The 8603-nt window shown below is 37.3% G+C and carries 10 protein-coding genes and 1 pseudogene; 8 read left to right on the forward strand and 3 right to left on the reverse strand.

Features of this window, described 5'->3' with window-relative positions:
• The 3 genes and pseudogenes from BA053_RS03925 to BA053_RS03935 form a co-directional block, all read right to left on the reverse strand.
• Positions 1-480, reverse strand: a 480-nt coding sequence (locus BA053_RS03925) for a phage tail protein (protein WP_218914971.1), incomplete at its 3' end; no start/stop codon positions are given.
• Entirely contained in the window at positions 480-1280 is an 801-nt protein-coding gene (locus tag BA053_RS03930; RefSeq protein WP_065094559.1) for a baseplate assembly protein, read from the reverse strand. The genes BA053_RS03930 and BA053_RS03925, both read right to left, overlap by 1 nt.
• Before the next feature lie 2 nt (positions 1281-1282).
• Positions 1283-1619: pseudogene (locus tag BA053_RS03935) on the reverse strand (GPW/gp25 family protein).
• A 113-nt stretch (positions 1620-1732) separates the two neighbouring features.
• On the opposite strand from BA053_RS03935, the gene BA053_RS03940 reads away from it, so the two are divergent.
• From BA053_RS03940 to BA053_RS03975, 8 genes are all read left to right on the forward strand, one after another.
• The gene (locus BA053_RS03940; RefSeq protein ID WP_369404177.1) at positions 1733-2875 is read left to right on the forward strand and encodes a hypothetical protein; all 1143 of its coding nucleotides are present in this window, start codon (positions 1733-1735) and stop codon (positions 2873-2875) included.
• Between the two features lie 22 nt (positions 2876-2897).
• The gene (locus tag BA053_RS03945) at positions 2898-3464 is read left to right on the forward strand and encodes a hypothetical protein (RefSeq protein ID WP_065094566.1); all 567 of its coding nucleotides are present in this window, start codon (positions 2898-2900) and stop codon (positions 3462-3464) included.
• A 54-nt stretch (positions 3465-3518) separates the two neighbouring features.
• Positions 3519-4667, forward strand: coding sequence for a phage tail sheath subtilisin-like domain-containing protein (locus BA053_RS03950; RefSeq protein ID WP_065106785.1), 1149 nt, complete (start codon positions 3519-3521; stop codon positions 4665-4667).
• Positions 4668-4682: 15 nt separating this feature from the next.
• Positions 4683-5189, forward strand: coding sequence for a phage major tail tube protein (locus BA053_RS03955; RefSeq protein WP_065094561.1), 507 nt, complete (start codon positions 4683-4685; stop codon positions 5187-5189).
• 52 nt (positions 5190-5241) lie between these two features.
• Positions 5242-5451: a hypothetical protein gene (locus BA053_RS03960; protein WP_245611063.1), complete on the forward strand. Its 210-nt coding sequence runs from the start codon at positions 5242-5244 to the stop codon at positions 5449-5451.
• Entirely contained in the window at positions 5435-5707 is a 273-nt protein-coding gene (locus tag BA053_RS03965) for a type II toxin-antitoxin system RelE family toxin (RefSeq protein ID WP_065094562.1), read from the forward strand. Before BA053_RS03960 ends, BA053_RS03965 begins: the two co-directional genes overlap by 17 nt.
• A 92-nt stretch (positions 5708-5799) precedes the next feature.
• Positions 5800-6057: a phage tail assembly protein gene (locus tag BA053_RS03970; protein ID WP_065094563.1), complete on the forward strand. Its 258-nt coding sequence runs from the start codon at positions 5800-5802 to the stop codon at positions 6055-6057.
• 109 nt (positions 6058-6166) lie between these two features.
• Positions 6167-8603, forward strand: a 2437-nt coding sequence (locus BA053_RS03975) for a phage tail tape measure protein (protein ID WP_065106786.1), incomplete at its 3' end; no start/stop codon positions are given.

The raw sequence follows: 8603 nt of genomic DNA on the forward strand, positions 1-8603 counted from the left end.
GTCAGAAAGAAGATCTCCAAATAAACTCTCATCCAATATAAATCTCTGCGCATTATAATAATCGTTAAAAATCCTCATTAGCCTCGATCTTGCTGGCAATGATAGTTTTGCTAGTTCTACTACTGCATCTACGAAGAAGTCATTCGGTACATCTCTTATCCCTACCTGCAACTCAAAAAAGTGTTTACCGGGTGGCTCTTCAATGATCGTAATATCTTCTATATTTGCCCATTTTAATGCTATTTTAAGTGATTCTGGTGTGCCACGCAGTCTTTGAAATTTTATCCCTTCTTTTATCGCCTTTCTTTTGTCTGTTACCCAATGCAGAATCTCTTCTAGACCATATTCCTCTACTATCCATGGTAATATCTTTTCTTCTAGGCTGAATTTAAACCCTCTTATGCAACCAGGATCGACTTTATAATCTATTGCATCAACCAGCGCTTTTTCTTGTTTTGTTGCGTTTGGCGGTAATAGCATTAATTCAACTCAACATTTAAACTTCTTAAGGCAGCACACTCATTCCCCAGTACCATAACATCTTCTCTTGGCTCGATTAATTCCACGTTTTCCACTCCTTCTATAAATAGATTTGCTATAATCCACGCCCTTGTTACACTCCATCCCAATCTTTTCGTTGTTTCAAATTTTTCTATAAATCTCTTCTTCACTGTTTCAACAATATCTGGTCTTTTAATGCTAATTCTGCTGTGGATATTTATTTCAATAATATTGCAACCAACTACTGTTATCGTATCTGTCAATACCCTTATATCATCCCTGGTGACTCGCTTTCTTACAATATCAAGTAGTTCTTCAGACGCTATGCTATTTGTGGATAACTCCGTGGATAAAATCGAAATCTCTACACTCCCTGGCACTTTTGATTCAACCAGCGCGTCCTTTACTCTTCTATCTGCTGAGAGTGCATGAAACCTATAATGCTCTTTACTTCCTCCTGTGCTTGAGCCAACTATTCTTGCCTTGATCCTTTTTCTAAAATGTTCATCCTTTTCCCCGTTCTCCCTTTCCACTCCGTAAAATTCAGCTAAATTATCAAGATCATTTCCCGTCGCAAACTTAAGTAAATTACTTTTTACCGCTTCGTTTATTCTTTCTCTGAGCAAAAGTTCTCGCCATGCTGCGACTTCTAATACCTTCATCGCTGGGTCACTTTCTACTAATGCTGTAAAGCTTGCATCACGCTTCACTAACTCTTCTTTCATCCGAGAAAAAATCTCTTCAAAGTTCAGTGGTTCAATAATATTTGGCTGCTCCATCTTTATACCACAACCCCGTCAAAGCGAATATTTTTTCCACTTGGCAAGTACAATCCTTCTAAATCAAGCGTTACTTTCCCTTCTTTTACTTCTGTGATTTTTACTTTTTCTAACTTGAATCTTTTTTCCCATTTTTCTAGTGCTTCTGCTGTTGCCGCATAAATTTCTAACGTAAAATCACGATTTACTGGCTTATCTACTAATTCAAGTAACCTCGATCCATATTTCCTGCGCATAACTCTACTAGCAACCGGAGTGGTCAAAATATTAATTATTAGATTGTTTCAGATGATCTAAACCTTCCAGTTCCTTCCCACTAGTAGCACTCATACCACGCATCTTTTTTACCCTGCAAATACATTTTTGCTATCACCCATCACATGAAAACCACACGATACCAAGTCACCTGTGATGGGAAGTTAAAAGAGCTCCTAAACGCTGCAAGATCGCACTTGAATGAGATAAACAGCAATAAGGAAAATTCAATATCGGCAATAACTGGAGCAAAGACAGAGTCTGTAAATGAAATCAATACGCTAAAAACTAAAACCTTGGATACTTTAAAAGCGTCATCAGATTCATACGTATCGCTACTTGACACGAGAAAAGATGCGAATATTGCGGCAATAAACAGTATTAGCAACAATCATAAAGATGGTCTTAAAGGTTTAGTAGAAGATTTTCGTGGTGTGAATGATGTGCCAGATGGTTCATCAATTATGAAGGAGATGAGAACTAGGGAAGATAAACTAAATACACTGACAACTAAATTCAACTCCATCAATGATGTGCCTAGCAGTTCATCAATTATGAAAGAAGTGAAAAAGAGAAATATGGTTGAACCAGGGTCATTACCTTTCTTATTTGGTGTGCTCAGTAGAAAAAATAATTACTATGGTGACGGAGCTTTCACAACTGAATTAGGTCAATGGAGCGGTGATATAACAAAAACCGATTACATGTTGCAATTACTTGCGGGTAGCCATACATACGATACAAGTTACGTTAGTTTTTATCGGCCAAGACAATTGTGTTTTGTAGAGGGAAATAAAGGAACATTTATTTACGGAGAGTTATATACAAGAAGTTTCCCTGGTAGTCGTCGGATATACGCATATCCCTATGCTGCACTTGGAGTAATGTTTGTAAAGAACACCACAAATAGTAACATAACAAGAACATTAAACTTTGTTGGTACATCGTATTGGAGTTCAGGATATGAAGGAGCAGGAGCATTTGTAGGAACGCCTGATAATACCAATTATAATAAATCAAGAGTTTCAGGAATAACATGGAAAAATGTTTACCAATACACGAGTTCAACTAGCGCATTTGCTGGATCTGGCAATGTAGAAATTCCAGCAGGAAAAACTGTTGCAGTGTTACTTTATACATCATCTTATCTATATTCCAACGCAAAAGTTAGTGAAGGTATGCTTTCAGGTGATGTATATATCTATGGTCAGTTTATACAGTGGGGGATTTATAACATACGTAACAACTTTTTAACTGCAGGGCTTGAAGTTGATGTAGAGAGGACACTAAGGGCTTGGCAATGTCCAGGATTAGATGCCACCCACAAAATCTGGAATTGATACCAGAAAACGGAGAAAACCAATGCCAATTTATATTCATTTTGAAAATAACAAACAAGTAGAAACAACAACGCTTGAAAGTAAGCCAACAGGGAATGATTGGTATGAAGCACCAAAGAGTTTTGACTGGCAAAAGAGTTATCGGTTAACAGAAGGAGGGAAAATTGTTGAACGGAGTAAAGAGGATATTGAGCTGGAATTACTGGAAACTGCGAAACTTTCTGCACTTGATAGTGTGCGTTTTTATTATAATAACTATACTCACCAATACGCAGGAGCTTCTCATCAGAAGCTTAAGTCGTACGAAATACAAGCGAAAGCCGCAGAGAACATTTTAGCAGCACCAGAATCCATAGATGAAAAAGATGCAGAAATCGTAGAACCTTTAGCAAAAGTCCGTGATATCCCGGTTATTGAAATGGCAAGAATAATTCAGGAAAAAGCCAAAAAAGCAGTAAAAGCAATAATCAAATGTGAAGAGCTTGAAGATTTAGCCAAGAAGAAAATCAAGGAAATCAAAGATAAAGAAGAGTTGCAGAATTGTCTCAACGATTTTAAACAAAAAATGCAAAAGGTTTTAGAAAGCTAAAAAAGAAACCTTTTCTCTATCCACTTTCCGAAATTCAACATTACAAGGAGAAAAATGACAGAACAGTTTTTACATGGGGTAAATGTTATTGAGATTACCTCTGGTGCAAGAACAGTACGCACAGCTAAATCATCGGTAATTGGCGTAATTGGTACTGCACCTGATGCTGACGAGCAAAAATTTCCATTGAATAAACCAGTATTAATCGCAGGAAGCTTAAAAGAGGCAGCAAAGCTTGGGAAAAGTGGAACGCTACCTTCTGCAGTAAATGGAATATTTTCCCAGGTTGGTGCAACAGTAGTAGTTATTCGAGTTAAAGATGCTGATCAAGAAGAAGAAACGTTAAAAAACATCATTGGAGGAGTTGATGAAGAAACTGGGGAATATGAGGGCATTCAAGCATTCCTCAGCAGTGAAAGTATAGTTCATGTTGCCCCAAGAATACTAATTGCTCCTCAGTTTACTCATCAATTACCTGAAAATGCTGCAGTGGTTAGCGCTTTAATTCCTATAGCAGAAAAGCTAAGAGCAATAATAGTAGCAGATGGTCCAAATACCAATGATGAAGAAGCAATAAGATGGAGAAAAAGTGTAGGCAGTAGCAGAGTTTACGTCGTTGATCCTTGGGTTAGAGTGTTTGAAGGAGAGGAAAAACCGCCAAGTCCATTTGTAGCCGGTTTAATAGCCAAAGTAGATAGTGAACAAGGCTTTTGGCATTCGCCCTCAAATAAAGAGATAAACGGTATTGTTGGGACAAGTAGAGCTATTGATTTTACGCTCGGTGATGCAAGTTGTAGAGCAAATTACTTAAATGAAAATGAAGTAACAACGATAATTCATCAAAATGGCTACCAGACTATGGGGAAACAGGACATTTTAAACGATCCAAAATGGGCTTTTTTGTCAATAAGGAGAACAGCGGATCTAATCAATGATAGTCTACTGCGAGCTCACTTATGGGCAGTTGATCGAAACATTACCAAAACTTATATAGATGAAGTGATAGAGAGTGTTAATTCCTACCTAGCAAGTTTAAAAGCACAAGGAGCGATTATTAGCGGAAGATGTTATGAAACTCCAGAGCTCAATACACAGGCAAATATTGCAAGTGGCAAAGTGTATTTTGACTTTGAGTTTACACCACCATATCCGGGTGAACAGATTACTTTCAGATCACACTTGATCAATGGTGAAATACTGTAAGGGGAGAAAAAGAAAATGTTACCGAAGATTTTAAAGAATTTTAACGTATTCGTAGATGGTAGGGGTTACGCAGGAAAAATAGATGAAGTAACCTTGCCAAAACTTACCATAAAAACAGAAGAATATCGTGCAGGTGGTATGGATATTCCAATAAATATTGATATGGGGATGGAGAAACTTGAAGCTGATTTTACTTTTGCAGAATATGATTCAGAACTTTTTAGGCTGTTTGGCCTCATAGATGGAAATTCGGTTTCTCTGACGCTAAAGGGTGGATTACAAGGCAGTGGAAGCAATGATATTGAAGGAGTAATTATCAACCTTAGGGGAATATTTAAAGAGTTTGATTTTGGCAGTTGGAAACCTGCTGAGAAAGCAACACTGAAGTGTACCGTAGCTGCGCATTATTACAAACTTACTATAGGTAGCAATGAATTAATAGAGATCGATGCTGAGAATATGATTCGCAAGATTAATGGTGTTGATCAGATGGCCTTGCTACAAACGATTTTAGGGATTTGATGTAGTTGACAAAGTCACATAAAAATGTTAAAATGTAATAAGTTGTAGGTATATGGCTGCTATGGATTCTAAAGCTCATGTAAATTCTGAAGATCAGTTGACTAGTTTACTCACTAGTGTAGCTCAATCTCAAAACAAATCCGTTTTAAAACTATTAGCTGAGTTAATGGAAGAAGAAATTGAAGATATGGAATTATCTAAGATTGCTGACGAACGCTACAAAGAAAAGAGGGTTAAACATCAAGATGCCTTCTGGGTATAATATAGAATATTCAGAATCTGTTATAAAGAAAGACATTCCGGCTCTTCCAGCAAAAGTAAAGTTAATGATTAAAAAGGCAATAATGGAGCGTCTAACAGTTGATCCAATTGGACTTGGAAAGCCATTAAAGCATAACTTAAGTGGACAACGTAGTCTACGGGTGAGTACCTATCGTATACTTTATTATGTAGATGTACCAGAACATACAGTAGTTATTACTTCAATTGAACACAGAAAAGATTCTTATCAAAGCTAATCCTGTTTATAGCACCATAATCATAATAAAAAAATTAGTTAAATAAAAGCCGATATAGACTTTTATTTAATTAACTTTTAGGGAGGAAAAATATGAAAACAGTAAAACTTGATAACCCAATAACAGTAGAAGGAATTGAGGTTTCGGAATTAACTTTTAGACCTGTCAAAGTAAGAGACTGCCTTGCAATGGAACGTGCCGGTAGTAGTGATTTTGAAAAAGAAGTTGGATTAATAGCAAATCTAGCATCTGTAACAAAAGAAACAATTTGGGAGTTATATTTTGCAGACTACATGAAAATACAGGAAGCGTTGAAAGATTTTTTTCCATCGGTTACACAAAGGACTTAAGGCTAAATGTACTAATGCTCTGTTCCGTTATAGGTGGCGGAATTGAGCAGGTACTTGAGATGGAAATAAACGAATTTATTTTGTGGACCAAAGCTGCGGGAGAGTTTAAATGTCAACATTATCAGTAAAAATAGGTGCAATACTAGATGGTAGCTTTAATAGCGCAATGGCAGGAAGTAGTGCTCAACTTTCCCGTCTTGGGGGTACAATAAGGCAACTTGATACATCGATGAAATCGGTATCAAAATTTAAGGAATTAAAGCATGAAGCTCTAGCTGCTAAGGTATCTTTGAACAAATTGGAAAAGAAATTAGAGTCCTTGTCGGGAGCACCTTTAAAGGCTGCTTTTGATAAAGCAAAGGCGTCAGTAGCAAAGGCGAAAGAAGCTTATTTACAGAAAAAAGACGAAACTTCAAAGGCTGCTCTTGACAAAGCTAGGAAGTTAGCGACAGAGGCAAAAAAAGCTTATTCACAACATAAGAAAGACAAAACTTTAAAAGCTGAGTTTGATAAAGCTAGGGCAGAAGTAAAGAAGGAAAAAGCAGCATACTTACAAAAGAGAAATACTCTACATGCATTCAGTGAAGAAGTAAGAAAAAGTGGAAAGAACGTTCAGTCCTTGATAAGGGATCAACATAAACTTGGTGCTTCTGCAGACAGGCTGAGAGGTCAATACAGTAAGTTGAGTACCGCCATCAAGGATCGGGACATGTTTTTGGGGAGAAAAGCGTACTTTAGATCACAAATGTTGGAGACGGCTGGGCTTGCATTAACGCTTGCAGCGCCAATTAAAGTTGCGATTGACTTTGAAAGTGCTATGGCTGATGTTAAGAAGGTAGTGAAATTTGCTGAGGATGATGCAGCTTATAACCAAGGAGCCGCAGAATTTGGCCAGAAATTAAAGGAATTATCCCGTACGATACCACTATCGGCTGCTGAGTTAGCACAAATAGCTGCAAGTGGTGGACAACTTGGTGTTAAAAAAGATGATCTGATTAAGTTTACGACAACAGTGGCTAAAATGTCCACAGCATTTGATATGTCTGCAGAACAGGCAGGTGATTCTATAGCTAAACTTGCCAATGTTTATGGAATTGATGTAGACAGGATGGAATGGGTGGGTGACATTATAAATCACTTATCAGACAAGACTGCTGCTAAAGCAAAGGATATGGTTCAAGTGTTAGCTATAGTTGGTGGTACTGCAAAACAGTTTGGCTTTGGTATTAAGGAGACAAGTAGTTTAGTAAATGCCTTCATTAGTTTAGGTAAACAACCAGCAAAAGCTGCTACTGCAATAAATGCTCTACTTAGTAAACTTCAAACCGCTGAGGGACAGAGCAAAGAGTTTAAAGCAGCATTGGAAGATATGGGAATCACTGCAGAAGAGATGACACAAAGGATTAGCGAAAACGGCCAAGATGCACTACTTTATTTTTTTGAAACTCTGGAGAAGGTAGATAAACAGGAACGTTCGCAAATCCTTCTCAAGCTATTTGGTCAGGAATATCAGGATGATATTGCATTGCTAGTTGGAAGCCTAAAAAATTTTAAAGAGGCTATAGCTTATGTAGCTGACGAGAAAAAATTTGAAAAGTCCATGCAAGAAGAGTTTAACAATCGTACAGCAACTACAGCAAATAATTTGAGACTACTTAGAAATGCGATAGCAGAGGTAGGAATGAACCTGGGCTCAGTAATGCTACCTCCTTTAAAGTGGGTAAGTGGTCTTTTAAGAGAGATAACTAACCCCATAGCTCGGTTTGCAGAAAAGTTTCCAGTTATTACTACAGGAATAATGAGTACCATAGCAGCACTAATAGGTCTTAAAGTTCTAGTAGTAAGTGGTGGTTATGCATGGAATTTAGTTAGAGGTGGAATGCTCGCTTTCTCGGTTGTTTTGCATGGGGTACTGAAGCCTGCACTAATATCATTAGTGACATATGCTATTCCAGCGGTAATTACTGGACTGAGTGTTTTAAAAGCTACAACTTTGAGCTTAGCAACAAAAGCTTTTCCTCTACTATCATCAGCTCTACCTGCAGTAGCAGCAGGAGTGAGATTTTTGACAGCAGCAATTGTGAGCAACCCTATAGGGGCTATTATTGCCTTACTTGCATCTGGTGCGATACTTGTTATATCTAACTGGCAAAAGGTAAAGAACTTTTTCTCTAGCATCTGGGAGTACTTAAAATCAATAATAAAACCCATTGGAGAGATGTTTTCATGGCTGGGAAATACTGTCGGTAGTATATTTGGAAAAGTATTTGAAAACAGTCCGCTGAAAGAATTTGAAAAAAGAAAAAGTATTATTACTGAAATAAAAGCAGTCCATACTCCCCTTAAGAGCAGCATTCTCAGCAATGGAAATCCTTTGTTGAATAACAGTATAATTAAAGAAATATCTGAGAGAAGAAAGAATAATATAAAAGTCAAAAGCCTTATTGAGGAGAAAAAGTCCACAGAGAGCGATAAGGATAAGATACTTGCTGACTTTGCAAGGAGTAAATTTGAAAATAAAGAACAAAAAACTATGAATAAAACTC

Source organism: Wolbachia endosymbiont of Nomada ferruginata (assembly GCF_001675785.1).
Lineage (GTDB): Bacteria > Pseudomonadota > Alphaproteobacteria > Rickettsiales > Anaplasmataceae > Wolbachia > Wolbachia pipientis.

What these genes read in the sequence shown, in the direction of transcription:
- BA053_RS03970 (WP_065094563.1), top strand. Translation starts at nt 5,800, where the DNA reads ATGAAAACAGTAAAACTTGATAACCCAATAACAGTAGAAGGAATTGAG.
- BA053_RS03945 (WP_065094566.1), top strand. Translation starts at nt 2,898, where the DNA reads ATGCCAATTTATATTCATTTTGAAAATAACAAACAAGTAGAAACAACA.
- BA053_RS03950 (WP_065106785.1), top strand. Translation starts at nt 3,519, where the DNA reads ATGACAGAACAGTTTTTACATGGGGTAAATGTTATTGAGATTACCTCT.
- BA053_RS03930 (WP_065094559.1), bottom strand. Translation starts at nt 1,280, where the DNA reads ATGGAGCAGCCAAATATTATTGAACCACTGAACTTTGAAGAGATTTTT.
- BA053_RS03965 (WP_065094562.1), top strand. Translation starts at nt 5,435, where the DNA reads ATGCCTTCTGGGTATAATATAGAATATTCAGAATCTGTTATAAAGAAA.
- BA053_RS03960 (WP_245611063.1), top strand. Translation starts at nt 5,242, where the DNA reads ATGGCTGCTATGGATTCTAAAGCTCATGTAAATTCTGAAGATCAGTTG.
- BA053_RS03955 (WP_065094561.1), top strand. Translation starts at nt 4,683, where the DNA reads ATGTTACCGAAGATTTTAAAGAATTTTAACGTATTCGTAGATGGTAGG.